We start from the raw sequence: 24,544 nt of genomic DNA, 5'->3' as shown, positions 1-24,544 counted from the left end.
TGCTGCGCCGTGGTGTGCTGACGCACCAACGCCTCCAACTGGGTACGTTCTTTGTCGGTTAGGGAAACGAGAATCGGGGTACAGCGTGGCATCGTGTCATCAACTCATCGGCGAAACTCAAGACAGATGAGCAGAATGCCATCGATCGCCCAGAAACAGTATTAGGACTTTCACTCTAGACCACTAGGAGCATGTCCGACTTAGGATGAATCGGCTGCGGAATCGGGAGAAGGGTCCCTTTCGCCCCGTTTTTTCGTTACATAGAACCACTATGCGCCTCAAAACCGGAACGAAATGGCCTCGCTCTCCCACTTCCTCGCTTCGATCCCCCCAAGTCGGACAGGCTCCTAGCCCTTGACCTGCTCATAGGCCGCCAGCGCGCGCGCTCTGGATTTGCCGAGATCGACCATGGGCGCTGGATAGCTTTCACCCAGCTTGACCCCGGCTGAGCGCAGCAGGGTTTCCGGCGCCGCCCAGGGCTGATGAAGGTACTTGTCTGGGAGTTCGCGCAGTTCGGGGCACCAGCGCCGCACGTAGCGGCCGTCCGGGTCGAAGCGCTCGCCCTGTCGGACTGGATTGAAGACGCGGAAATAGGGCGCCGCGTCGGCCCCGCAGCCGGCCGTCCATTGCCAACCGAGGGTGTTGCTGGCGAGGTCGGCATCGACCAGGGTGTCCCAGAACCAGCGGGCGCCGTCCTGCCATGGGATCAGGAGATTTTTCGTCAGGAAGGACGCGACGACCATCCTGACGCGGTTGTGCATCCAGCCGCTGTGCCAAAGCTCGCGCATCCCAGCGTCGACCATGGGGATTCCGGTTTGCCCGCGCTGCCAGGCGCGCAGTTGAGCTTCAACCTCGGCACTCGCCCAGGGGAAGTCGGCAAACTGCCGATTCAAGGGTTCGGTCGGTGTTTGCGGGAAGTGATAGAGCAGGTGGTAGCCGAATTCGCGCCAGCCAACTTCGCGGACGAAGGCCTCGACGGGCTTCGCGGTCGGATCTCCGAAACGCTCGATCACCATGCTTAGGATGCGTCTGGGACTGATCTCGCCAAAGTGGAGGTGAGGCGCGAGTCTGGAGGTGCCTGGGATGCCCGGCTGGTCGCGTAGCTCGCTGTAGTCGGCAACCTGCCCGTCGAGGAATTCCTCGGTGCGTTCACGCGCGCTGAACTCGCCGGGATTCCAGGTCGCTTTGAGGCCATCATCCCAAGGGATTCGAGGCAGCAGACCCAGCGCATCTAGGCTGACGCCCCCATCGATCTCTGGTGGTGGAGGCAGTCGGTCGGGGGCGGCGACTGGCCGTGGCTCGGTGAGTGCCTTGACGCAGGCGCGCCAGAAGGCGCTGAAGACCCGGTAGGGCTGGTGCTCGGCAGTGGAGATCTCCCAGGGTTCGAAGAGAAGGGCGGAGCCATGGCTTTCGCACCTGAGCCCGGCGGCGCGCAGCGCCTGCTTGATGCGCGTATCCCGCTCACGGGTGCTGGGGTCGTAAAGCCGGCTCCAATGGACCTGGGTCGCACCCGTCTCGGCGGCGAGCTGCTTGAGCACGTTGAGGCTGTCGCCGCGGGCGATGTGAAGGCGGCTGCCGCGCTCGCGCAATGCGGCATCAAGGGATCTGAGGCTGGCGTGCAGCCACCAGCGGCTGGCGCCTCCGGGCTCCCAGGGCGATTCCTCGTCCGGGGCGTGAATGTAGACGGGGAGCACAGCCGCCCCCGTGGCGAGCGCGGCCTGCAGCGCGGGGTTGTCGTCCAGGCGCAGATCGCGCCTTAGCCAGAGAATGGCGGTCATGCTGGGTCCTTTAACCTTGCGGGGGTCGCTTAGGGTATAGCCAACAGGGAATGTTCGGCCTGAAGCGGTCGATGCCAACGGCTGAAGTCCGCCGCGACTGGCCGTTCGGCGCGGTCCCCGTCGCGCCGGGGCGGTGCTCCCAGGCTTGAGCGCGGTCCCCGCCCAACCGCTTGGCGATCGAGGCGGTCGGCGTTTCATGCTTTGGGGTGGCGTCCCGCCGTGCGTCTTAGCTGGATTTGCGCTGGGCGGTGATTGCAACCCGAGGGGCCTAAGTCTATCCTGTGCTGCAATGCAGCATTGGGGCTTTAGGTGCTGGGCCGCCCAGGTTTGTGTGACTGAAGGAGCGCTGCGCAGTTTAGGCTAGATTTCGGTTAAGGCGCATATCCGCTGACTTGTCTCGAGGTCCGCCTTCCGTGTCACACCTGCGGTCACGGAGCCCTGCGATGCTCCTTGAAGTCAAGCCTGGATCCGGTGCCATCTGGTATGACATTTTCCGGTAATCGCCTAACCTTGTAGCGAGCGCGCTCTGCCGCCGCGACCGGCGGCAGGCTCCTAGAGATGGCCGATGAGTTCGTCGACATGTGTGCTGACGCAGCGGCCCAGTGCCGAGAGTGTATAGCCGCCCTCCAGAAAGGAGACGACGCGCTCATGGCTATGCTTGCGCGCGAGATGATGGATCTCCCGTGTGATCCAGGCGTAGTCCGCCTCACGCAGATTGAAGTGCGCCATGTCGTCTTCGATATGACCGTCGAAACCAGCCGAGATCATGATCAACTGCGGGGCGAAGGCGTCGAGCCGAGGTAGCCATGCTTGCTCGACACTCGCCTTGAAGGCCTGGCCGTCCGTCAGTTTGGGCAGGGGCAGATTGATGACATTCGGCGCATCCGTGTCCGCGCCTGTCCCTGGGTAGAAGGGATGTTGGAAGCTGGAGCAGAAGAGCACGCGCTCATCGCCGATGAAAATCTCTTCGGTGCCGTCGCCGTGATGGACGTCGAAGTCCACGATGGCGATGCGCTCGAGCCCATAATGGTCCAGGGCATAGGCGGCTCCGACGGCGACGTTGTTGAAGATGCAGAAGCCGCTGGCGCGGGCGCGGCCAGCGTGATGTCCCGGCGGACGTACGCAGCAGAAGGCGGCGTGATGCTTGTCACTCATCACCAGGTCGACACCCAAGAGAGCGGCGCCCGCGGAATGCAGCGCGGCCTCCAGCGAATGACAATTCATCGCCGTATCCCCGTCGATCCAGGTCAAGACATCGCTCGCGCGCGGTGCCGCATCAAAAATGCCTTGGATGTAGTCGCGATCATGGACGCGGGCGAGATCCTCGACCTTGGCCTGGGGCGCGTCATAGTGGGTGACGAGCATTTCCATGCCGGATGCGATCATGCGGTCCTGAATGGCATGGAGCCGCTCCGGGCACTCCGGATGGTGGGCGCCCATCTGATGCTCGCGGCAGGACTGGTGAGAGATAAAGGCGAGGTTCATGCTTAGTCCTCAGGGCTCGACCGCGATGGACACCTCAATTTGAGGTGGCTTGCGGCTCTCTAACTTATTGATATGTTGCGGCATTGCGTGCCATTTGCGCACGCTGGACTCACAGATTAACGCCTTTTCACCCTCAGAGGGCAGACTCCATGCGCTTGACCGATATTGATCAACTCTTTACGCCCAGCGCGGTTGCTGTGTTCGGTGCTAGCGACAACGAGGGCTCGATCGGCGGCATGGTGTTCCGCAATGTCTTGGCCGGGGGCTTCAAGGGGCATTGCTATCCGATCAACCCCAAGTACGATCAGGTCGGCGGCCAGCCTTGCTTCAGCTCATTGAATGAGCTCGACAAGCAGATCGATCTGGCGCTCATCGCCACGCCTGCGGAGTGCGTTCCGGCCATCCTCGATCAGTGCGGGAACTTTGGTGTCAAGGCGGCTGTCGTGCATTCCGCCGGTTTCGGCGAGCACGGAGAGCGCGGCAGGGCTCTTCAGGAGAAGATGGTCGAGGCGGCGCGCCGCAACCGCATTCGCGTGCTGGGTCCCAACTGCCTCGGTGTGATGCGTCCGCAGCATGGGCTCAACGCCAGCGTTGGTGAGGATCTGCCGCGTCGCGGCAATGTGGCCTTGGTGTCACAGTCCGGCGCCATCTGCACCGCAATGATCGACTGGTCAGAGCCGCGCCGCGTGGGCTTCTCCGCCGTCGTCTCTCTGGGAGCGGCGGCGGATGTCGACTTTGGCGACATCCTCGACTATCTGGCGCTGGACACCCAGACCCGCTGCATCCTCCTCTATGTCGAGGGTGTGAGGAACGCGCGGCATTTCATGAGCGGCTTGCGGGCCGCCGCGCGGCTCAAGCCCGTCATCATCGTCAAGGCGGGACGTCATCCAGCCGGGACCCGGGCGATCAAGTCGCACACCGGCGGGTTCGTCGGCTCTCCGGACGTGTTTCGCGCGGTGACGGATCGCGCCGGTGTCGTGCAGGTCGCCAATCTCGATCAACTCTTTGCCGCAGCCCAGGTGTTCGGAACACGCAGACGGTTGGCCGGGGATCGGATCGCCATCATCACCAATGGCGGCGGGCCTGGTGTGCTGGCAGCCGACCGGACGGTGGAGCTGGGGCTCAGCCTCGCGCAGCTCAGCGACAGCACGCGCCAGACGCTGGAGCAGGCGCTTCCCGATTATTGGTCTCACGGGAATCCCATCGACATCATCGGCGACGCGCCGGCCGAACGCTATCGTCAGGCATTGGATGCCTGTATTGCGGATCCGGAAGTCGATGGCGTGCTCTGCATCCTCGCCCCGCTGATCTTCGGCGATCCAGTCGCGACCGCGCAGCAGGTCATCGAGGCGAGCAAAGGGAGCCGCAAGCCGGTGCTCGCCTGCTGGATGGGCGGCAATCATGTGGTCGAGGCGCAGTCCCTGCTGTCAGAGCACGACGTTCCTCATTTCGACAGTCCGGAGGCAGCGGTCGAGGCCTTTTCCTTCCTCGCGATCCACCAGCGCAACCAGAAATTGCTCATGCAGTCGCCGGCGCCGCTCTCGCATGAGGACCCGCCAGATGTCGAAGGGGCCAGGCTCATCATCGAGGGCGTCATGGCCGAGGGGCGCAAGGTCTTGGGGACCATCGAGGCCAAGGCCATCCTCTCGGCCTTCCGCATCCCGACCATGCAGGCGGTGCTGGCGCGCACGCCCAATGAGGCCTTGATGGCCGCCGAGGCACTAGGCTTTCCGGTCGTGATGAAGATCAACTCGCCCGACTTGGAGCATAAGTCGGACGTCGATGGGGTCAAGCTCAACATCGACGACGCGCAGTCCGTGCGACGCACCTTCAGCGAGATCGTCGAGCGCGCCCAGCGTTTGCGTCCGGAGGCCCGGCTGGAGGGGATCACCGTGGAGCACATGGTCTCGAGCCGTTCGGCGCGCGAGCTGATGATCGGCGTCTTTCGCGACAAGATCTTCGGTCCCGTGATCGTCTTCGGGGCGGGGGGGACCAAGGTCGAGGTGCTGGGCGACCGCGCCCTCGGTCTCCCGCCGCTCAACGCCTTCATCATCGAGACGATGATCGATCAAACTCGGGTCGCGCGGCTCATGGGGGCCTTCCAGCAGATGCCGCCGATGAATCGGGTGGCGCTTGCCAGGATTCTTCAGCGCGTCTCGGAGATGGTCTGCGAGCTGCCCGAGATCATCGCGATGGACATCAACCCGCTGATCGGCAACGACAAGGAGGTGATCGCCGTCGACGTGCGCATCAATGTCGACTACCGACCTCCGCAGCAGCCGACTTACGGTCACATGGCGATCCATCCCTATCCCGGTCATCTCATCGAGCGGGTGCAGCTCCCAGATGGCAAGGACTTGGTCATCCGGCCGATCCGACCTGAAGACGCGGAAATGGAGCAGGAGTTCGTGCGCGGCCTCTCGGAGCAGACGAAGTATTTTCGTTTCATGCAAGCGATTAGAGAACTCACGCCCGAGATGCTGGTGCGCTTTACCCAGATCGACTACGACCGCGAGATGGCCCTCATCGGCGTGGTCGAGCACGATGGCGGGGAGGTCGAGGTCGGTGTGGCCCGTTACATGTCGCGTCCAGGCGGGGAGGCCTGTGAGTTCGCGATCGTGGTGTCGGACACTTGGCGCAACCTCGGCATTGGCGCGCGGCTGATGCGCTCACTTATGCAGAACGCGCGCTTGCGCGGCTTCCGCCTCATGGAGGGGGAAGTGCTCACGGCGAATACGCGGATGCTCGCCCTGGTGAAATCGCTTGGCTTCCGCATCGAGAGTGACCCGCAAGACATGGCGGTCAAGCTGGTGACCAAGGTGCTCTAGCGACCAAGTCGGACAGGCTCCTGCAGACAACGTCCCGGAACCATTGAGCCGCAAGGTAATACACCTTTACTCTGTGGTTATCTCACTCGCCAAGAATCCATGATCGGGTTATGGTCGTATGCGGTGAAATCAGGCTAGGAGCCTGTCCGGCTTGGGGGGGCGAAGCGAGGAAGTGGGAGAGCGAGGCCATTTCGTTCCGGTTTTGAGGCGCATAGTGGTTCTATGTAACGAAAAAGCGGGGCGAAAGGGACCCTTCTCCCGATTCCGCAGCCGATTCATCCTAAGTCGGACAGGCTCCTAGTATGCGGTATGCCAACTTGCTTGTTTTCTTTCGCGTTTCGGCGCTCAGCACTCAGAGATTGAGATCATGGCAGAGACAACGAATGCAGAGCCAAATTTGCTGAGCCGGCTGCGGTATCGCCTGGCTCGCTTCTGGTCCGACTCGGTCCCAGAGGACCTTGCGGTTTGCGAGTTCGATTGCAGAAAGACCGATTGCTCGCAAGGAGACTGGGATAGGTGCGAGCGCCGACTGGATGCCAAGCAATCGGCGTCGTCTTCCAGCGGCTGAGATGAGACGCGGACAAGCGCCATCACCTCTCTGCTGGGCGCCTTGTCATTCCTGCTCGCGTGGTTGGTAAGCGTCGGGGATGAGTACCGTCGGCAGGCGCTGACTCACATCCTTGAGTGGGTGGTCCAGGGTATAGTGGAGGCCGCGGCTCTCGCGACGTCGTAAGGCTGACTGGATGATGAGATCGGCGACTTCGAGCAGATTGCGCAGCTCAATGAGATCGTTGCTGACGCGAAAGTTGCTGTAGTACTCGATCACCTCTTGGGCGAGCAGGTCTGCGCGGCGCTTTGCGCGGCGAAGGCGTTTGTTGGTCCGCACGATTCCCACGTAGTCCCACATGAAGCGTCTTAGCTCCTCCCAGTTGTGGGTGACGACGACTTCCTCATCCGGCGCGGTGACGCGGCTTTCATCCCAGGTTGGTGCTTCAGGCGGCTGGTCATAGCTGGGCAGTAGCGTCTGGATGTCCTTGGCCGCTGACTCGGAGTAGACCAGGCACTCGAGCAGCGAGTTGCTTGCCATTCGGTTCGCCCCGTGCAATCCCGTATAGGCCGTTTCGCCGCTGGCATAGAGACCGGCGAGGTCGGTACGTGCGTTGCGGTCGACGATGACGCCGCCGCAGGTGTAGTGCGCGGCGGGCACCACGGGGATCGGCTCCTTGGTGATGTCGATGCCGAGTTCTAGGCAGCGTGCGTGAATGGTCGGGAAGTGGTCGATGATGAAATCGGCCGGGCGGTGCGAGATATCGAGATAGACGCAGTCGGTTCCCAGTCGCTTCATTTCATGATCGATGGCGCGCGCGACGATGTCGCGCGGCGCGAGTTCGGCGCGCGCATCGAACCGCGGCATGAAGCGTTCGCCATCGGGCAAGAGCAGCTTGGCGCCCTCGCCACGCAATGCCTCGGTGATCAGGAAGGAGCGTGCCTCCGGGTGATAGAGGCAGGTGGGGTGGAACTGCATGAATTCCATATTGGCGACCCGACAGCCCGCGCGCCAGGCCATGGCGATGCCATCGCCGGTGGAGACGTCGGGGTTGCTGGTGTAGAGATAGACCTTGTTGGCGCCACCGGTCGCGAGGACGACGAAACGCGCCAGAAAGGTCTCTACGCGCCCACTGCCGCGATTCAGGATGTAGGCTCCCAGGCAGCGATGCTCCTTGGCGTCGGGAAGGTGCCTGGAGGTGATGAGGTCGACAGCGATGTGCTGTTCGTAAAGGGTGACGTTCTGGCGTGCGCGGACCTGTTCTTCCAGTGTTGTCGCCACGGCTCTGCCGGTCGCGTCGGCCGCGTGGACGACGCGACGGTGAGTGTGTCCACCTTCTCGGGTAAGATGATAGCCGCCTGCGGAGGTGTACCCCTCATCGCGCGTGAATTGAACGCCTTGATCGAGCAGCCAGCGGATATTACCTGGCCCATGCTCGACCACGAACCTCACCACGTCTGGGTCGCAGAGTCCGGCCCCAGCCTTGAGTGTGTCCTGGACATGGGATTCGATCGAATCCTTCGCATCGAGCACGGCAGAGATTCCACCTTGCGCGTAGAGTGTGCTGCCTTCGATCAGCTCGCGTTTCGAGACAACGCCGACCGAGATGTCGTCGCGCAGTCGCAGCGCTAGGCTAAGTCCGGCAGCTCCGCTGCCGAGGATCAAGACGTCGTGGCGGTAAGCGTTTTCGTGCATGAATCGACTCGTCATCTCAGTGTGCGTGCCATGGGGCGGGCCGTTGCGGTAATAGGTCGACATTCTGTGCATTCGCCCTCACCGTCTCAGGTAACCTCGTCGATTTGGCGATTTGGATCAAGGTTTTGTAAATCAGGTTGGAAAACCGCGTGCTGAAACGATGACGGTCAAGAACTTCCTCACAGGTGGATTGTCCATCCCAACTGAGCGCCGCAAAAGACGCGCGGCGGGTACCACGAATGTCTGAGCGTAGCGCAGATCAGGCACTGGTGGAGCGCGTGCAGGCTGGCGATAAGCGTGCATTCGATCTCCTGGTTCTTAAATACCAGCAAAAGGTAGCCAGCTTGATTTCGCGCTACCTGCGTGATCCGAGCGAAGTGATGGATGTCACCCAGGATGCCTTCTTGAAGGCTTATCGGGCGCTACCAGGATTTCGCGGTGAGAGTGCCTTTTACACCTGGCTCTACCGTATCGCGGTCAACACGGTCAAGAATCACCTGGTTGCACAAGGGCGACGGCCACCTGGCGATGATGTCGAGGCCGAAGTCGCGGAGCAGATGGACATGGGCGGGCGGCTGCGCGAGGACGCCACGCCCGAACGTCACTTGTTGCGTGATGAGATTGCGTTAAACGTGCAGCGTGCGCTAGACGACCTCCCCGATGACTTGCGCACGGCGATCGTGCTGCGTGAACTCGAGGGAATGACCTACGAAGAGATTGCCACGACGATGGAGTGTCCCATTGGCACCGTACGCTCGCGGATCTTCAGGGCGCGCGAGGCGATCGACAAGCGTCTACGTCCGCTCCTCGATGGCTGAGGGGCGATGCAGGGTGAAGAGGCGATCCATTGTGCATAGACGCTCGCAGAGGCCGCTCGAAGCCTTGAGGCTCGAGACCGACTATCCGTTCAACACAGCTCAGGCATGACATGATGACCGACGAGCATAGACAACGACTTTCCGAGCTTCTGGATGGCGAGCTCGGCGCGAGGTCCGCGCTGCGGGTCTTGGATGCAGTCAATGGCGGGGGAGAGCTTCGTGGCGCTTGGGAGCGCTATAGCCTGATCGGGCAAGCCATCCGAGCCGAGGCAATCGCCCCAGAGTACCGCGGTGTGGCGGACGGCGTTTGGGCGCGGCTCGAGCGGGAGCCCATACCCTTGGCAGCGAGCCGCAGCGGCACTCGGCACCGCTCGCGCGGGCGCAAGACCGCCGCCCTCGCGATGGCCGCCTCAGTTGCTTTCCTGGCCTTCTTTGCCGCGCCGACGCTTTTTCGCGACGCTGGCACGATTCCGGATGAAGGGGCGGCGGCCCCTCGGCTTGTCGAGCGCGAATCCGTTCCCATCAGCCGGTTGCAACTGGAGCGGCCAGCTTTGGCGAACAAGCTGGATCTCTAGGCGATTTCCGGAAATGATCTTACCCAAATAGATCCGGATCGGTAGGATGGGCAAAGTCCGCGCTCTGGGCTCGATCCTAGCCTCGACGCCAGACGGACGTGCCCATCTTGCAAGACGCTGAGCTGGGATGATGGGCACGCCCCGCGACCCTCGGCACTCCGAAAGAAGCGCATCGCCAGGGCTTTGCCCATCCTACGGGATCGAAACCGCAGGTATGTTGTTTCCCGGAAATCGCCCTATTTGGTGACACACCAGGCCACGGCGCCGGCGACTGGCGCCAAGGGCATGCTTCCTTATGCGACATTGGTTGGCTATGAGTCGGGTCGCTAGGCGCCAAAGGCCGGCCATTGCGCTGCTCGTCCTGCTCAGCTGGGCCTGTGTCATGGCTTCCGCTCATGCGGTGGAAGCTCAGCCGTCGGATGCAGGAAAGGGGATTGCGAAGCCGGTCGGCGCCGCCGAGTTGTTGGCGCGGATGGCGGAGGCCGTCCGATCGCTTAACTACGAGGGCACGCTCGTCTATCTGCACGAGAACCGACTGGAGGCCATGGATCTTCAGCATCAGATCTCGAATGGAGAGGTCCACGAGCGTCTCATCTCGCTGAGTGGGCCTGTCCGGGCGGTTGTGCGCGCGCAAGAGCGTGTTATGTGCGTCATGCCGGATGGTCATCCCATCTCGGTTGAGCAGAACGGGCAGAGTCGTTTTCTGGAAACCGAGGGGATCGATCCCGATGCGCTGGTCGACCACTACCAGGTGCGGATGCTCGGGGAGGCCCGCATTGCTGGTCGCGACACGGATGTCGTCGGCATTGTGCCGCGCGATGCCCTGCGTTACGGCTATCGGTTCCACATCGATCGAGAAACCGCGCTGCCGTTGAAGTCCGACTTGATCGATCAAGATCAGCAGCCGCTGGAGCAGCTGATGTTCACCTCCGTTGAGATCGGGCCGCCCGACGGGGCGCTGCCGGACGTCAAGGGGCAGCCGATTCGCAGTGCGCCGGCCACCTCTGCGGACGGCGAGTGGCGTTTCCGCGAAGTTCCGCTCGGGTTCGAACTGGTGATGCACGATGAGATGAAGCAGCCGGACGGGTCGATCATTGAGCACTACATGTTCACCGATCGCCTATCGGCTTATTCGGTCTACATCGACCAAGATACAGAGAATGGTCTCGAGGGCGTCGCGAGCATCGGAGCCGTGCATGCCGCCGGCCGTAGCCTGGATGGCTATCAGCTCATTGCCGTCGGCGAGGTTCCCATGCAGACGGTGCAGCAAGCCGTGGCTGGCGCGCGGCGCATGGCTGAGACTGAGGTGGAGGCTGGGTCTCGATGACCAATGACGGCATGCTGGAGGAGTCCGGGGTCGTCACTGACGTCTCTGGTGAGCGCGCGCGCGTGCGCACGGAGCGCAAGCGTGCCTGCGGAAACTGCGCTGTGAATGATGCTTGTGGCACTTCGCTTCTCGAGCATTTTTTCGGTCGACGCCCGGTCGAACTCACAGTCCTGAATCAGGTCGGCGCTCGGGTTGGCGATCGGGTGACCATCGGGATCAGGGAATCGAGCCTGCTGGGCGCCGCGGTCGCGGCCTATTTGGTACCCCTGCTTGCGCTGATGTTAGGGGCCGCGATCGGCCAGTCGCTTGGCGGCGCTTGGGCCGAGAGTGCGAGTTTGCTGGGCGCAGCCCTAGGCTTTGTGCTGGCATTGCTGTGGCTTCGCGGATACAGTGTTCGATTAGCCGGTCGGTCCGGGTATCAGCCGTCGATCCTGCGGCGTCTCGGTCCGACGTCTGCGGTTCTCGCCGCCCCATCGGCGCCTGCCGACGGATCCGCTTGATCTGAGCAACCCTGGAGCATTCATGCGAGCCACACCTAAATTGTCCATTGCTTTGACCGCACTGCTCTGCTGCGCCTTGGCCCCAGGTTTGGCCTCGAGTCGCGAGCTGCCGGATTTCACCGGCCTGGTCTCCGAAAATGGTCCGGCAGTCGTCAACATCAGCACCAAGCAGTCTGGATCTGTCTCACAGCGCTTGCGCGGTTTCTCCGTGCCCGACCTGCCCGAGGACAGTCCGCTGCAGGATTTCTTCCGGCACTTTTTCGACGAGGAAGGGGAAATTCCAGACGACAGCTTCCAATCGCGCTCGCTCGGGTCGGGCTTCTTCGTCTCGCAAGATGGCTTTGTGTTGACGAACTCACACGTTGTGGAAAGCGCTGACGAGATCATCGTACGCACCAGTGACCGGCGCGAGTTCGTGGCCTCCCTGATCGGTATCGACAAACGCAGCGACATCGCGTTGCTCAAAGTCGACGGCGAGCAGCTACCGGCGGCGAAGATCGGCTCATCGAAGGATCTCCAAGTCGGCGAGTGGGTGTTGGCGATTGGGTCGCCGTTTGGATTCGAGTCGTCAGCGACGGCAGGCATTGTCAGCGCCAAGGGGCGCAGCCTACCCTCAGAGAACTACGTGCCCTTTATCCAGACCGATGTCGCCATCAATCCAGGCAACTCAGGTGGGCCGCTGTTCAACTTGAAGGGCGAAGTGGTTGGCGTCAACAGCCAGATCTACAGCCGGACCGGCGGTTTCATGGGGCTGTCCTTCGCAATCCCCATCGATGTTGCCATGGACGTGGTGAGCCAACTCCAGACCAAGGGGCGTGTCAGTCGCGGTTGGCTGGGCGTGCTCATCCAGGATGTCACGCGCGAACTCGCCGAATCCTTCGGCATGGATCAGCCCAAGGGTGCGCTGGTTGCTCAGGTGCTTCCGAAGAGTCCGGCGGAGGCGGCGGATATGCGCCCAGGCGATGTCATCCTGCGCTACAACGGCAGCGAGATCCTCACCTCCAGCTCATTGCCTCCTCTGGTCGGCGAGACTGCTGTCGGTGCGACCGCGAGCATTGAGGTTCTGCGCAACGGCAAGCGGGTACAGCTCGAGATGACCATTGGCGAGCTGCCTGACGAGGAAGCGCTCGCGAGCACCGAGGGGGCGCCCAAGCAGGAAGCGGCAAACCGGTTGGGGCTCGTGGTGCGGGATTTGACGCCGGAACAGCGCAAGCAGCTGGGGGTTGAAAAGGGTGGCGTGCTGATCGGGGCGCTGGATTCCGGCCCGGCGGAGCAGGTGGGCCTGAACGTCGGCGATGTCATTCTCATGTTGGACAATCAACCCGTCTCGAGCACGGCCGATTTCAACCGCATCTTGGAAGGCGTCGAGCCCGGCCGCTCGGTCGCGATTCTCATCCAGCGCGGGGAGAATCGTATGTTCTACGCCATGAAGTTGCCGAAAGAATAAGCGCGTCGCTGTCCCCGCGCCCTTTGGGCGCGGGCCGCTCAAGACCTCTGGATTGGTCTGCCCGCTTCCCATTCGCGAATGCGCCAGACAACATGGCCGACCATGAGCCGGCCGCTAGTTTTGGTGAACTCCCAATCCCCTATCTGCTACCATTCAGGGTTGGCTTTCGTGTGCGGCTCGCGTTTTGGCCTCGCCGGATAGGCGTCTCTAACACGCCATCAGCTCGATCTGCCGTGTTCCGTCGAGAGCGGACGCCGCTCTGTCTCAATCTTTTTTGGCCAGCTCTAGGCACCCAATGACCGACCTCAGTCACATCCGTAATTTCTCGATCATCGCTCATATCGATCACGGAAAGTCGACGATCGCGGACCGATTCATCCAGATCAGCGGTGCCCTCACGGATCGGGAGATGTCCACGCAAGTGCTCGATTCGATGGACTTGGAGCGCGAGCGTGGTATTACCATCAAGGCGCAGAGCGTCACGCTGATCTATGTGGCGCGGAATGGGGAAACCTATCAGCTGAATTTCATCGATACGCCAGGGCACGTGGATTTCTCCTACGAGGTGTCGCGCTCGCTGGCTGCATGCGAGGGTGCGCTGCTCGTCGTGGACGCCGCGCAGGGGGTCGAGGCTCAGAGTGTCGCCAATTGCTATACGGCGATCGAGCAGGGCCTCGAGGTGCTGCCCGTGCTCAACAAGATCGACCTGCCGTCGGCCGAGCCTGAGCGTGTAATCAACGAGATCGAGGAGATCATCGGGCTCGAGGCCACAGACGCGCTCCGGGTCAGCGCCAAGACAGGGGAGGGCATCCCGGATCTGCTCGAGGCGCTGGTCGAAAAAATTCCGCCGCCGACCGGCGATCGCAAGGCGCCGCTGCAGGCGTTGATCATCGATTCCTGGTTTGATCCCTATGTCGGCGTGGTGTCTTTGGTCCGTGTCGTGAATGGTGAGATGCGCAAGCGCGACAAGATTCTCATCATGTCTACGGGGCGGACGCAGCAGGTGACTAACGTGGGTGTTTTTACACCCAAGAAGACTGAGCGTGACTCCCTGGGTGCTGGCGAAGTCGGCTACATGGTCGCCGGTATCAAGGAGATCGATGGTGCGCCAGTGGGTGACACCATCACGCTGCCGGATAAGAAGGCCGACAAACTTCCCGGCTTCAAGGAAATGCGTCCGCGCGTCTTCGCTGGGCTCTATACAGTCGTCTCTGACGACTACGAGGATCTGCGCGAGGCCCTCGGCAAACTGAGGCTCAATGACGCAGCCTTGCACTACGAGCCCGAGGTCTCACAGGCACTTGGCTTCGGTTTCCGCTGCGGCTTTCTTGGCATGTTGCACATGGAGATCATCCAAGAGCGGCTGGAGCGAGAGTACAACCTGGATCTGATCACGACGGCGCCGACGGTCGTCTATGAGGTCTTGCGCACGGACGGCGAGCTGATGAGGATCGACAATCCGGCCGATTTGCCGGACTCGGCCAAGACCAGCGAGGTGCGCGAGCCGATCATCGAGGCCCATATCCTCGTCCCGCAGGACTATTTGGGTGCGGTCATCAACCTCTGTATCGAGAAGCGTGGCGTGCAGAAGCAGATCCAATACCTGGGTGGACAGGTCCAAGCGACCTACGAGTTGCCCATGAGCGAGGTCGTCTTGGATTTCTTCGATCGGCTCAAGTCGTGCAGTCGGGGTTACGCGTCTTTCGAATATGAATTCAAACGCTTTCAGTCGTCTGATCTCGTTAAGCTCGATGTGCTCATCAATGGCGACAAGGTGGATTCGCTTTCATCCATCGTTCACCGCTCTGTTTCTCAGGGGCGCGGTCGCGATGTGACGGAGCGCATGAAGGAGCTGATTCCGCGCCAAATGTTCGAGGTGGCCATTCAGGCCGCGATTGGTTCGAAGATCATTGCCCGCACCACGGTGAAGGCGCTGCGCAAGAATGTGACTGCCAAGTGCTACGGCGGTGACGTCACGCGAAAACGCAAGCTCTTGGAGAAGCAGAAGGAAGGCAAGCGGCGCATGAAACAGGTTGGCAAGGTCGACATTCCGCAGGAGGCCTTCCTTGCCGTGCTTCAGACTGGGAAGGATAATTGACCGCTTGTCAGAGCGCATGCCCGCTATCTGTTGTCCCCGCTCGGCGCTCGGGTCGCACAAGCGTCGCAACGGCGGCTGATCGGCGACTTCTCGGCCCATCCATTAGGAACACTGACCACAGACCATGACTTTCGACTTTCCGGCTTTTCTGGTTTTGGCTTCCGCGGTAACCGGCGGAATTTGGCTGCTTGATGCCATTGCGCTTGCACCGCGCCGTCGTCGGGCAATGGAGGCCGCAGGCGTCGGCGGTGCGAAGACGGGCGAGGTCGATGCGTCCTACAAGGAACCGGTGCTCGTGGAATACGCGCGCTCCTTTTTCCCCGTGATCTTCGCGGTCCTCATCCTGCGCTCTTTCTTGGTGGAGCCCTTTCGCATCCCGTCAAACTCGATGATGCCGACGCTCCTGACTGGGGACTTCATTCTGGTCAACAAGTTTTCCTACGGGCTCAGGCTGCCCGTTCTCAACATGAAGTTCCTTGAGATCGGCGAGCCCAAGCGCGGCGATGTCGTGGTCTTCAGATTTCCGCTCGACCCGAAAACGGACTACATCAAGCGCGTCGTCGGATTGCCTGGGGACGAGGTGGCCTATCGTGACAAGACCATCTACGTCAATGGTGAGCCGATGCCGCAACTCCCCATTGGAGATTACCTGGGGGTTGGTTCGGGCAAGGAAATGACGGGCGCGCGTGAGGCCTTGGAGAGTCTCGACGGTGTCGAGCACTTGATCCTGAAACGCTCGGAGGCGCCCAATCTGCCCTTTGGTTGTCAGGTCTTGGCCTATGGACCCGTGCGGATCCCCGAGGGGCATTTCTTCGTCATGGGCGACAATCGGGACAACAGCAATGACAGCCGCTGCTGGGGATTCGTGCCCGAGGAGAATCTCGTCGGCAAGGCGTTTGCGATCTGGATGCACTGGGACGGGGAGCGTGAGGGTTTCCCGATCGCCTGGTCGCGTCTTTGGGATGGAATCGATTAATTGGAGGCTCTTGGCATGTACAGCATGGCTCGTCGTCACTCGGCCCAGCGCGGCATGGGGATGCTTGGATTTATCGTCATCATTGCGCTCGTGGCCTTCTTCGCGACCATCGTGCTCAAGGTCGGGCCGCTCTACCTGGATTTTTGGACGCTCAGGACGATCATGGAGGAGGTCAAGGCCAATCCTCAGCAGATCGAAGGTGGCGCCCGCGGGATCACCGCGGCCATCGACAAGCGGCTGAATGTCAATAGCGTCTATGGTCGGAAGGGCTCTGACTTCAAGGTCAAGAAGGTCGATGGAGGTCTCTATCGCGTGACCCTGGACTATGAAGATCGAGTACACCTCTTTTTCAACGTAGACGCTGTGGCGGCCTTCAAGCATGAAATCGAGGTCCAGTTGCAGCCGTGATCGCTGACCCTCGGCGTCTTGCGATGGGGCTGGGATATCAGCCCCGAGACTCGGGTCTCTTGGAGCAGGCGCTCACGCACCGTAGCGCAAGCGCGACCAACAACGAACGCTTGGAGTTTCTTGGCGATGCCTTGATCGGCTTCGTGATCGCGGAAGCCTTGTGGGAGCGTTTCCCAGAGGCTGATGAAGGCAGGCTCAGCCGCATGCGCGCTTCCCTGGTCAAGCGGGAGTCGTTAGCGAAATTGGCGCGCGGACTCCAGTTGGGCGACTACCTGAGGCTCGGCGCCGGCGAGCTGCGAACCGGCGGGCATGCGCGAGATTCCATCCTGGCCGATGCGCTCGAGGCTGTGCTGGGTGCCGTCTATCGTGACGTCGGATTCGATTCGGCACGCCGTGTCGTCTTGGATCTCTTCCGCGCTAGGCTTGAGCAAACCGATGCCTCGCGTGCCGGAAAAGATCCCAAGACTCGCCTCCAAGAACTGCTGCAGTCGCGCAAGCGTCCATTGCCGGAGTATGTCGTAGTGTCCATCGACGGTGATCAGCATGACCAGACCTTTATCGTCAGCTGCGTGCTGCAAGACGACGCGCGCAGCAGTCGAGGCGGTGGCACGAGCCGTCGGCGTGCTGAGCAGGCGGCAGCGGAGCTGATGCTGGAGCAAATTCAGGATGTCTAGCGCCGCTTTTAGCCGCTGCGGCTATGTTGCTATCGTCGGGCGCCCGAACGTGGGCAAGTCGACGCTACTTAATCGGATGCTGGGGCAAAAGCTCGCCATCACCTCTCACAAGGCGCAGACGACGCGGCATTCCATTCTTGGTATCAAGACGCTACCGCAGGGGCAGATCCTCTTTGTGGATACGCCTGGGATCCACCAGCGGGGCGGGAGTGCGCTCAATCGTTATCTCAATCGCACGGCGCTGTCGGCGCTTGGCGATACCAATCTCGTCTTGTTTGTGGTCGAGGCCATGAAATGGACCGAGGAGGACGCGCAAGCCCTGGCGGCCATTGCGCAATCAGGGGTCCCGGCCATCGCCGTGGTGAATAAGGTCGACCGCGTTCAGTCGAAGGATGCGCTACTCCCCTTTCTGCAAACCTTGGCCGAGCGTCACGAGTTCCTCGAACTCATCCCGGTGTCCGCGACCAAGGGGGATCAGGTCGATCGGCTCGAGCATCTGGTCGTGCAGGCCTTGCCGGAAGGCGAGCCCGTCTTTCCCGAGGATCAGATCACGGATCGCTCGCAGCGTTTCTTCGCCGCCGAGCTGGTTCGCGAACAGTTGATGCAAAGATACGGGCAGGAGCTGCCCTATCGGACGACCGTCGAGATCGAGCGGTTCGAGGAACTCGATGGTCGGTACAAGATTCACGCCCTGGTTTGGGTGGAGCGGGCGAGTCAGAAGGGCATCATCATCGGCAAGGGTGGGGAGGCGCTCAAGGCGGTGGCGACCCAGGCACGTATGGAGATGCAGAAACTCTTCGACTGTTCCGTCCATCTCGAAGTCTGGGTCAAGGTCAAGAAGAGCTGGTCCAGCGACGAGGCCGCCCTTTCGAGCCTCGGATATACGGATGAGCGCTGATGCGCAAACCCCAATCATCCTCTGACAGTGGCCCGTTCGGAAGCGCTATTCCTCGCCTTCGTCCTGCATCGGCGGGACTATAGCGATACCAGTCTGCTCCTTGAGGTGTTCGCTGTCGGAGAGGGCCGTTTTCCCGCCATTGCCAAGGGCGCCCGACGCAAGAAGAGCACGGCGAGCGCCCTCTTGCAGCCCTTTCAGCCGCTTTGGCTCGGGGCGACTGGACGCGGCGAGGTGCGAACCTTGACCCGCGTCGAAGGCGCTGGCGCTGCGATTGCCCTGCGGGCGCGAGCCCTGATCGGGGGGTTCTACCTGAACGAGCTGCTGATGCGGCTCCTGGGCCGAAATGATCCGCACGATGCCCTCTTCGCCTTCTATCAGGTCGCGCTGACCGCGCTGGCCGAGGGCCAGGACCTCGATACAGTCCTCAGGCAGTTCGAGCTGCGCTTGCTCGACGAGATCGGCTATGGCATGACGCTTGATCGGGCCGCGTCCGATGGCATTCCAGTGCGCTCAGATCTGTCCTATGTTTACGACCAGGAGCTGGGCGTGCGGCTTTCCGGGCTTTCCGAGCCGGGTCTGGTGCTATCGGGAGCAACGCTCTTGGCGCTGGCCGCTGGCGAGCCATTGGAAGCTGAGCAGCGGCGCGAGGCGCGCTCGCTCTTGCGTATCGCCCTCGCGCCGCATCTCGGGGGCAAGCCGCTGCAGAGCCGCGAACTCTATCGGCGGTGGTTCGGCGCGGATGGCTAGCGGCTGCGGTGCGTCCAGCGCTTGGGCGACGCAGTGTCTAGCCAAGCCCAGCGCGACCGTCGCTGAGTGAGCGCTTTCATGAGTGAGCGCCTTCATGAGTGAGCGCCTTCATGAGTGAGCGCCTTCATTCTTACGGCGCATCGAAATCCTTTGCGCGCTTGGCGCTCTGCAGGATTCATCTGCTTTTCTCAGGCATGCGTTCTTTTTCGAGGAATCCACGATGCAAAGAGATCCAAGGGATCAAGGCGAGATTCTACTTGGGGTCAATATCGATCATGTCGCGACCTTACGGCAGGCGCGCGGCACCCGTTATCCGGAGCCGATCCAAGCGGCGCTGGTCGCCGAGCATGCCGGAGCGGATGCCATTACGCTGCATCTACGTGAGGATCGCCGGCATATTCAGGATCGCGACGTCCGCATGTTGCGCGACATGCTGCAGACGCGCATGAATCTCGAAATGGCGGCGACGCCGGAAATGGGTGCCATCGCTTGCGAGCTTAAGCCCGCCGATTGCTGCCTGGTGCCCGAGCGGCGCGAGGAGCTGACGACCGAGGGTGGGCTCGATGTTGCCAGCCGACGCGATGAACTCAAGGACTTCTGTGCGCGACTGGCCGACGCCGGCGTGCGCGTCTCGCTCTTCATCGACGCGGAGCCCGCGCAGTTGGAGGCTGCCAAGGCCGTGGGTGCCCCGGTCGTGGAGATCCACACCGGCCACTATGCCGATGCGACATCCCCTGCCGAGCGGGACGCAGCCTTGGAGCGCATCCGTCAGGCCGTCGCTTTCGGGCTGGACCTCGGGCTCCAGGTAAACGCCGGACACGGCCTGGATTATCACAATGTCAAGGCGATCGCTGCCATTCCAGGTGTGCGCGAGCTCAACATTGGGCACTCCATCATTGCCCGGGCCGTTTTCTCCGGTTTGGACCAGGCGGTGCGTGACATCAAGCGCATCATGAATACGGCGCGCTGATCGCCTCTGGGGCCGTTTGGGTCAAGCGGTCCTGGATTTCCCGGATCTCTCGCGGCTAAACTGCGCGGCTTTCTCGACCCGCTACCGCTTAGGGCCCGCTGCTATGTCTGCCGATACCCTGATTCTCATTCTCGCCATCGATCGCGGCGTGGGTCCGGATGTGCTGACGCAGCACAGGACCAAGGCCGCAGTCCCCTTTGGCGGTAAGTATCGAAGCATCGACTTCACCCTGGCCAATTGTCTGCACTCTGGCTTGCGGCAAGTGCTGGTGCTGACCCAGTACAAGAGCCATTCGCTACAGAAGCACCTGCGTGATGGCTGGTCCATCTTCAATCCAGAGTTGGGTGAATTCATCACCTCACTGCCGCCTCAGATGCGCGAAAGCCAGGAATGGTATGCCGGACCCTTCGACGCCCTGCGGCAGAATCGCTATCTCATCGAGCGCAATCGCGCCAAGCAGATCCTGGTGCTGGACGGCGGCGCCGTCTATCGTATGGACTACGCCGAGCTGGTTCGAGCCCATAAGGAGGCGCAAGCCAAGGTCACGGTCGCGATTAGGCCGACATCCGCGCCTTACAGCGGGACGCAGGCAGGCGTCGAGCTTGATGAAGACGGCTACATCCGGGCGCTCTCTCCGGCGGTTCCCGTCGCGGAGGATGAGGACGGGGAGCGGCTACAAACCATGGGCGTCTACCTCTTCGATAAGGCCTTCCTGCTGGCTGAGTTCGATCGCCTTGATCGCGGGGAGCGCCAAGACAGCGACCTGGCCCTGGACGTGGTCGCGCCGCTGACGCAGGAGCAGCGGATTCTTGCCTATCGCTTCGGGCAGGCGCGCGGACGTGTCACACCTGACCGCTACTGGTGCGACCTGGCAACCATCGACGCCTATTATCGCGCGAACATGGAGCTGCTCTACGCCGAGCCGCCGATCGACCTCTATCAAGCCGACTGGAACATTCACACCTACCAGGGGCAATACCCCCCGGCGCGGACTGTGCCGGGGCCAATGAGTGGGAACGAGGGCGTTTTCGTCAACTCCATGCTGGCGGCGGGGACCGTGATCAGCGGGGGAGGGGTAAACCACTCCATTCTCTTCCCCTGTGTTCGCGTGAAGGATGGCGCCATCGTCGAGGAGTCCATTCTCTTCGATGGGGTCGAGGTCGGCGAAGGGGCGCACCTGCGCAACTGCATCGTCGAGAAGGATGTGGTGATCCCGCCCAATGAACAGATCGGTCATGATCTCAAGCTGGACCGCGAGCGCTTCACCGTCTCAGAGCAGGGTATCGTTGTCGTGTCGCGGGGGATCTGGGGGTAGTTATGGAGCCGGAGGCCGCACGCGGTGTCTTTCAGACGCTGTTCGGCGCCTACGGTCCTCAGCACTGGTGGCCTGCCGACAGTCCCTTCGAGGTCATGGTCGGCGCGGTGCTGACGCAGAATACGGCCTGGACCAACGTAGAGCGCGCCTTGCAGCGGCTGCGCGATCTCGATGCCCTCGCGCCTGAGGCAATCCTTGCGCTCCCCATGGAAGGGCTTGCCGAGGCCTTGCGGCCCGCCGGCTATTTCAACGTGAAGGCCCGCCGTCTGAGTGCTTTCTGCCAGCACTATGTTGCGTCGGGCGGCTTCGAGGCCCTGAGTGCGCTCGAAACCGCTGCGCTAAGGCGCTCCTTGCTGGATGTGAACGGCGTCGGGCCGGAGACCGCCGATGACATGCTGCTTTACGCCTTCGAACGGCCCGTGTTCGTCGTCGATGCCTACACGCGGCGCATCTTCAGCCGCTTGGGGCTCTTGGACGGCGATGAGGTTTATGAAGCGATCCGCAAGCATTTCGAATCCGCGCTTGGCCCTGACGTGCCTCTGTTCAACGAATACCATGCGCTCGTCGTGCGGCACGGCAAGGAGGTCTGCAAGACCCGGCCGAACTGCGCCGAATGCGTCCTGCGATCGCGTTGCCCAGCCGCCTGAGCGCGGCACCATGCGCGGTACTCGCAGGCAATTGAAGAGGATTTGATGCCCCATGCCGAAAGTCGACAATGAAGCCTTCTACCTCAGCTCGTTGCAGACACATGGCGAGACCGCCGAGGGTGTCCACTGGGCCTCGACGGAGACGCAGGAAGTCCGCTTTCGCGTGCTCTGCTCCATGCTGCCGGACAACTTCAGTGAGCTGAGCGTCGTCGACGCCGGTTGCGGTTTCGGCGATCTCTATTGCTACATGGATCGGCAAGGCTACAGACCGAAGCACTATCTGGGGCTCGATGTCATGCAGCCCATGGTCGAGGTCGCGCGCCAGCGGACGGATCAGGAGATTCGTGTCTGCAATATCTTGGAAGAGCACCTGCCCGAGGCAGACGTCTATCTTTGCAGCGGCGCCATGAACACCCTGACGCGCGAGGAGACTCGGCGCTTCATCGAGAAGTGTTTGGAGGCCAGTCGCTTGGGCTTCGTCTTCAATCTGCTCAAGGGTTGGAATACTTCGCCCATCTATAATCTCTATCTGCCGCGCGAGATCCGTCGTTTAGGCCAGGAACTGGAGGTCGACTACCAGATCCACGAGGGCTATCTCGCCGGTGATTTTACCGCCGCATTCTGGAAGACGATGGCTGAGGCCTAGCCCCTCGCTCGCTTTCAGCTGCGGCCGCGCCGACTGACCCGGCAGCCGAAGCTGCCGTTTGTTTGCCAAGGAGCTTCCATGCTAGATCCACGTTTGCTGAGAACCGATCTCGATCTGGTCGCCGCGCGGCTTGCGCGTCGCGGCCTGACCCTGGACAAGGATCGCTTCGAGGCCCTGGAGGCCGAGCGCAAGGCGCTGCAGGTCCAGGTTCAGGACCTGCAGCAGGAGCGCAATACCCGATCCAAGGCGATCGGTAAGGCCAAGGCGGCAGGGGAGGATATTCAGCCCTTGCTGACGGCCGTTTCCGACCTTGGAGATCGCCTCAAGGCGGCAGACGCGCGCCTTGGTGAGATCCAGCAGGAGGTCACCGACATCAGCCTCGGGCTGCCGAATCTGCCTGATGAGAGCGTACCGGACGGCCAGGACGAGTCCCACAATCGCGAGGAGCGCCGTTGGGGTGAGCCGCCCAGCTTCGACTTCGAGCCCAAGGACCATGTGGACCTCGGCGCCATGAACGGCTGGATGGATTTCGATCTGGCCGCCAAGGTGACGGGCGCGCGTTTCGTGGTGCTCTCTGGCCCCATGGCGCGTTTGCATCGGGCCTTGATTCAGCTGATGCTCGATGTGCATACCTCGGAGCATGGTTACACCGAGGCCTATGTCCCCTATCTGGTGAATGCCGATAGCCTGCGCGGGACCGGCCAGCTGCCGAAATTCGAGGCGGATCTCTTCAAGGTTCCCGGCGAGCGGGATTTCTATCTCATCCCGACGGCGGAAGTGCCCGTCACGAATCTGGCGCGCGATGTCATCATCGAGGCGGACGCCATGCCGCTAAAGTGGGTGGCCCATACGCCTTGCTTCCGCAGCGAGGCCGGCTCTCACGGCAAGGACACGCGTGGCATGATCCGCCAGCACCAGTTCGAGAAGGTCGAGCTGGTCCAGGTCGTGCGGCCGGATGAATCCTTGCAGGCCCTGGAGGCCCTTACTGGGCATGCCGAGGCGATTTTGCAGCGGCTCGGGCTGGCCTACCGCGTCGTCACCCTTTGCACCGGCGACCTCGGCTTCTCCGCGCGCAAGACCTATGACCTGGAGGTCTGGCTCCCCGGCCAGCAGACCTATCGCGAGATCTCCTCGTGCAGCAACTTCGGCGACTTCCAGGCCAGGCGTCTGCAAGCCCGGTGGCGCAATCCGGAGAGCGGGAAGCCCGAGCTGGCCCACACGCTGAACGGCTCAGGGCTTGCCGTCGGCCGCGCCCTGGTTGCCGTGCTGGAAAACTACCAGCAAGCCGATGGCAGCGTGGTGATTCCGGAGGCGCTGCGCCCCTACATGGGTGGTCTGGAGCGGCTGAGCGCCTAGCCCCGACCTGTCGAAACGCAGTGCGGAGTCATGGGCTTCTGGACTTGACCTCAGAGGGTTCTGCGCTTCTGGCGCGTGCTGCAGTGTGGGCAGACCTCGGCGGCCTCTGGCAGCAGTCGCTCGCAAAAGGGATTGACGCAGGGGCGAACGTCCTCGCTCGCGATGCTGGAGCGCATCTCCGCAGAGATCGGCGTCGATGGCGTCTTGAGCCAGGCGCTTTGACTGCGCGAGCGCTCCGGCGGGGTGGGGGGTGTCTGCGGTGGTGGTGGGCGCGTGGCCCATTGCAGCGGGCCTGCCTGCAGCAACCCTAGGATCTCGCGCGTTCGAATGGCACCCTCGACTGCAGCGCGAATAGTCTGCCCAGCGACGACCAAGAGTAGGCCTGAGGCGCAGCTCGCCGCGCCGATCACCAGGGTCTCGACATCCTTTCGCAGCCAGACGGCGAGCAGGCTCCCCGCGACGCCAAGCAGGGCGAGTAGCCATCCGATGCCGGCGAGCAAGCGACCACCGAGCCAAGCGGTGCGATAGCCTTTGTGCGACCACAAAAGCGCCTGTCTTTCCGAGCCCTCATCCATCGTCTACCTCAATCTCCGGCCGGCGCGGATTATGCCGCCGGCACCTGCGTCCCTCAAGCGACGCCCACCAGCCTTGACGCACGGTCTCCTGAGCCCAGCGCCCTCACCACCTATCGGTTTTATGTAGCCAGGGCTTCCAGCCCTGGCAAACCAGGCCAGGATGGCCTGGCTACGCAGGCTTGGAGCGGCTGTTCCGGTTGATTTCGGGAAACCGATAGGTATTGAGGCCCAGCG

21 protein-coding genes are annotated in these 24,544 nt (G+C 62.1%); 17 read left to right on the top strand and 4 right to left on the bottom strand.

The genetic code is table 11. The annotated features are described in order from the left end of the window. Positions 1-347: 347 nt before the first annotated feature. Positions 348-1,778, bottom strand: a complete 1,431-nt coding sequence (locus G3480_RS07225) for a cryptochrome/photolyase family protein (protein ID WP_164653146.1) — start codon at positions 1,776-1,778, stop codon at positions 348-350. A gap of 552 nt (positions 1,779-2,330) precedes the next feature. Then, positions 2,331-3,263, bottom strand: coding sequence for a histone deacetylase family protein (locus tag G3480_RS07220; RefSeq protein WP_164653144.1), 933 nt, complete (start codon positions 3,261-3,263; stop codon positions 2,331-2,333). Positions 3,264-3,412: 149 nt separating this feature from the next. On the opposite strand from G3480_RS07220, the gene G3480_RS07215 reads away from it, so the two are divergent. Next, positions 3,413-6,091, top strand: a complete 2,679-nt coding sequence (locus tag G3480_RS07215; protein ID WP_164653142.1) for a bifunctional acetate--CoA ligase family protein/GNAT family N-acetyltransferase — start codon at positions 3,413-3,415, stop codon at positions 6,089-6,091. 613 nt (positions 6,092-6,704) lie between these two features. Here the strand turns inward: G3480_RS07215 and nadB are convergent. Further along, entirely contained in the window at positions 6,705-8,333 is a 1,629-nt protein-coding gene (gene nadB / locus G3480_RS07210; protein ID WP_164653140.1) for an L-aspartate oxidase, read from the bottom strand. A 239-nt stretch (positions 8,334-8,572) separates the two neighbouring features. On the opposite strand from nadB, the gene rpoE reads away from it, so the two are divergent. The 16 genes from rpoE (at position 8,573) to serS (ending at position 23,735) form a co-directional block, all read left to right on the top strand. Beyond that, on the top strand, positions 8,573-9,151 hold the full coding sequence (gene rpoE, locus G3480_RS07205) for an RNA polymerase sigma factor RpoE (protein WP_164653138.1): 579 nt from the start codon (positions 8,573-8,575) through the stop codon (positions 9,149-9,151). Between the two features lie 110 nt (positions 9,152-9,261). After that, positions 9,262-9,726: a sigma-E factor negative regulatory protein gene (locus G3480_RS07200; RefSeq protein WP_164653136.1), complete on the top strand. Its 465-nt coding sequence runs from the start codon at positions 9,262-9,264 to the stop codon at positions 9,724-9,726. A 313-nt stretch (positions 9,727-10,039) separates the two neighbouring features. Continuing rightward, positions 10,040-11,053, top strand: coding sequence for a MucB/RseB C-terminal domain-containing protein (locus G3480_RS07195; protein WP_164653134.1), 1,014 nt, complete (start codon positions 10,040-10,042; stop codon positions 11,051-11,053). After that, entirely contained in the window at positions 11,050-11,553 is a 504-nt protein-coding gene (locus G3480_RS07190) for a SoxR reducing system RseC family protein (RefSeq protein ID WP_240905641.1), read from the top strand. The genes G3480_RS07195 and G3480_RS07190 overlap by 4 nt, the downstream gene beginning before the upstream one ends. Before the next feature lie 22 nt (positions 11,554-11,575). Next, positions 11,576-13,000, top strand: coding sequence for a DegQ family serine endoprotease (locus G3480_RS07185; RefSeq protein WP_164653132.1), 1,425 nt, complete (start codon positions 11,576-11,578; stop codon positions 12,998-13,000). A gap of 295 nt (positions 13,001-13,295) precedes the next feature. Then, positions 13,296-15,098, top strand: coding sequence for a translation elongation factor 4 (lepA, locus tag G3480_RS07180; RefSeq protein ID WP_164653130.1), 1,803 nt, complete (start codon positions 13,296-13,298; stop codon positions 15,096-15,098). A 124-nt stretch (positions 15,099-15,222) separates the two neighbouring features. After that, positions 15,223-16,074: a signal peptidase I gene (gene lepB / locus G3480_RS07175; RefSeq protein WP_164653128.1), complete on the top strand. Its 852-nt coding sequence runs from the start codon at positions 15,223-15,225 to the stop codon at positions 16,072-16,074. Positions 16,075-16,089: 15 nt separating this feature from the next. Continuing rightward, the gene (locus tag G3480_RS07170; RefSeq protein ID WP_164653126.1) at positions 16,090-16,482 is read left to right on the top strand and encodes a DUF4845 domain-containing protein; all 393 of its coding nucleotides are present in this window, start codon (positions 16,090-16,092) and stop codon (positions 16,480-16,482) included. Next, entirely contained in the window at positions 16,479-17,156 is a 678-nt protein-coding gene (gene rnc, locus G3480_RS07165) for a ribonuclease III (protein ID WP_338114084.1), read from the top strand. The genes G3480_RS07170 and rnc overlap by 4 nt, the downstream gene beginning before the upstream one ends. Continuing rightward, positions 17,149-18,054, top strand: coding sequence for a GTPase Era (gene era, locus G3480_RS07160; RefSeq protein ID WP_164653124.1), 906 nt, complete (start codon positions 17,149-17,151; stop codon positions 18,052-18,054). The genes rnc and era overlap by 8 nt, the downstream gene beginning before the upstream one ends. 27 nt (positions 18,055-18,081) lie before the next feature. Then, positions 18,082-18,801 carry a DNA repair protein RecO gene (gene recO, locus G3480_RS07155; RefSeq protein ID WP_164653123.1) on the top strand — a complete coding sequence of 240 codons (720 nt, stop codon included), beginning with the start codon at positions 18,082-18,084 and terminating at the stop codon, positions 18,799-18,801. 220 nt (positions 18,802-19,021) lie between these two features. Further along, the gene (gene pdxJ / locus G3480_RS07150; RefSeq protein WP_164653122.1) at positions 19,022-19,771 is read left to right on the top strand and encodes a pyridoxine 5'-phosphate synthase; all 750 of its coding nucleotides are present in this window, start codon (positions 19,022-19,024) and stop codon (positions 19,769-19,771) included. 103 nt (positions 19,772-19,874) lie between these two features. Beyond that, on the top strand, positions 19,875-21,086 hold the full coding sequence (locus G3480_RS07145) for a GlgC family sugar phosphate nucleotidyltransferase (RefSeq protein ID WP_164653121.1): 1,212 nt from the start codon (positions 19,875-19,877) through the stop codon (positions 21,084-21,086). 2 nt (positions 21,087-21,088) lie between these two features. Further along, positions 21,089-21,733, top strand: a complete 645-nt coding sequence (locus G3480_RS07140; RefSeq protein WP_164653120.1) for an endonuclease III domain-containing protein — start codon at positions 21,089-21,091, stop codon at positions 21,731-21,733. 52 nt (positions 21,734-21,785) lie between these two features. Beyond that, a complete protein-coding gene (locus G3480_RS07135; RefSeq protein ID WP_164653119.1) occupies positions 21,786-22,379 on the top strand; it encodes a class I SAM-dependent methyltransferase in 594 nt (197 codons plus the stop codon). 78 nt (positions 22,380-22,457) lie between these two features. Further along, a complete protein-coding gene (gene serS / locus G3480_RS07130) occupies positions 22,458-23,735 on the top strand; it encodes a serine--tRNA ligase (protein ID WP_164653117.1) in 1,278 nt (425 codons plus the stop codon). A 50-nt stretch (positions 23,736-23,785) separates the two neighbouring features. On the opposite strand, the gene G3480_RS07125 is transcribed toward serS, so the two are convergent. After that, entirely contained in the window at positions 23,786-24,310 is a 525-nt protein-coding gene (locus G3480_RS07125) for a hypothetical protein (protein WP_164653116.1), read from the bottom strand. Positions 24,311-24,544: the final 234 nt, after the last annotated feature.

Source organism: Thiorhodococcus mannitoliphagus (genome assembly GCF_010915725.1).
GTDB lineage: Bacteria > Pseudomonadota > Gammaproteobacteria > Chromatiales > Chromatiaceae > Thiorhodococcus > Thiorhodococcus mannitoliphagus.
This window is presented reverse-complemented; position numbering and strand designations above follow the sequence as displayed.

Excerpts from the sequence above, each read along its gene's own strand:
- G3480_RS07135 (WP_164653119.1), top strand. The coding sequence starts at position 21,786 with ATGCCGAAAGTCGACAATGAAGCCTTCTACCTCAGCTCGTTGCAGACA.
- G3480_RS07125 (WP_164653116.1), bottom strand. The coding sequence starts at position 24,310 with ATGGATGAGGGCTCGGAAAGACAGGCGCTTTTGTGGTCGCACAAAGGC.
- G3480_RS07195 (WP_164653134.1), top strand. The coding sequence starts at position 10,040 with ATGAGTCGGGTCGCTAGGCGCCAAAGGCCGGCCATTGCGCTGCTCGTC.
- G3480_RS07215 (WP_164653142.1), top strand. The coding sequence starts at position 3,413 with ATGCGCTTGACCGATATTGATCAACTCTTTACGCCCAGCGCGGTTGCT.
- nadB (WP_164653140.1), bottom strand. The coding sequence starts at position 8,333 with ATGCACGAAAACGCTTACCGCCACGACGTCTTGATCCTCGGCAGCGGA.
- G3480_RS07190 (WP_240905641.1), top strand. The coding sequence starts at position 11,050 with ATGACCAATGACGGCATGCTGGAGGAGTCCGGGGTCGTCACTGACGTC.
- era (WP_164653124.1), top strand. The coding sequence starts at position 17,149 with ATGTCTAGCGCCGCTTTTAGCCGCTGCGGCTATGTTGCTATCGTCGGG.
- G3480_RS07200 (WP_164653136.1), top strand. The coding sequence starts at position 9,262 with ATGATGACCGACGAGCATAGACAACGACTTTCCGAGCTTCTGGATGGC.
- serS (WP_164653117.1), top strand. The coding sequence starts at position 22,458 with ATGCTAGATCCACGTTTGCTGAGAACCGATCTCGATCTGGTCGCCGCG.
- G3480_RS07145 (WP_164653121.1), top strand. The coding sequence starts at position 19,875 with ATGTCTGCCGATACCCTGATTCTCATTCTCGCCATCGATCGCGGCGTG.
- lepB (WP_164653128.1), top strand. The coding sequence starts at position 15,223 with ATGACTTTCGACTTTCCGGCTTTTCTGGTTTTGGCTTCCGCGGTAACC.
- G3480_RS07225 (WP_164653146.1), bottom strand. The coding sequence starts at position 1,778 with ATGACCGCCATTCTCTGGCTAAGGCGCGATCTGCGCCTGGACGACAAC.
- G3480_RS07170 (WP_164653126.1), top strand. The coding sequence starts at position 16,090 with ATGTACAGCATGGCTCGTCGTCACTCGGCCCAGCGCGGCATGGGGATG.
- lepA (WP_164653130.1), top strand. The coding sequence starts at position 13,296 with ATGACCGACCTCAGTCACATCCGTAATTTCTCGATCATCGCTCATATC.
- G3480_RS07140 (WP_164653120.1), top strand. The coding sequence starts at position 21,089 with ATGGAGCCGGAGGCCGCACGCGGTGTCTTTCAGACGCTGTTCGGCGCC.
- pdxJ (WP_164653122.1), top strand. The coding sequence starts at position 19,022 with ATGCAAAGAGATCCAAGGGATCAAGGCGAGATTCTACTTGGGGTCAAT.
- rpoE (WP_164653138.1), top strand. The coding sequence starts at position 8,573 with ATGTCTGAGCGTAGCGCAGATCAGGCACTGGTGGAGCGCGTGCAGGCT.
- G3480_RS07185 (WP_164653132.1), top strand. The coding sequence starts at position 11,576 with ATGCGAGCCACACCTAAATTGTCCATTGCTTTGACCGCACTGCTCTGC.
- G3480_RS07220 (WP_164653144.1), bottom strand. The coding sequence starts at position 3,263 with ATGAACCTCGCCTTTATCTCTCACCAGTCCTGCCGCGAGCATCAGATG.